1 protein-coding gene is annotated in these 202 nt (G+C 70.8%); it reads right to left on the reverse strand.

The window, feature by feature from the left end; translation table 11 throughout:
* Positions 1–202 (reverse strand): hypothetical protein (locus tag IAE33_RS24470; RefSeq protein ID WP_201165787.1); only part of this gene is annotated, 202 nt, incomplete at both ends.

A 202-nucleotide genomic window follows, 5' to 3' on the forward strand; every position in this document is an offset into this window, starting at 1 on the left:
GGCGTAGGCCACCGTGCCGTCGTCCAGCGTCACGGCGATGCGCGGGGTGCCGTTGCCGGTATCCAGTTGCACCGCCTCGCTCAGGGTGACGATGAAGTCCAGGTTCTGCCCGGCCACGTAGCTGCCGTTTGCCGGCACGCCCACGCGGGTCACGCTCGGGACATCGCGGTCGATGCTGTAGCTGTCGCCCACCCGCCCGGCC

It is taken from the genome of Pseudomonas sp. S60 (assembly GCF_016647865.1).
GTDB classification, from domain to species: domain Bacteria; phylum Pseudomonadota; class Gammaproteobacteria; order Pseudomonadales; family Pseudomonadaceae; genus Aquipseudomonas; species Aquipseudomonas parafulva.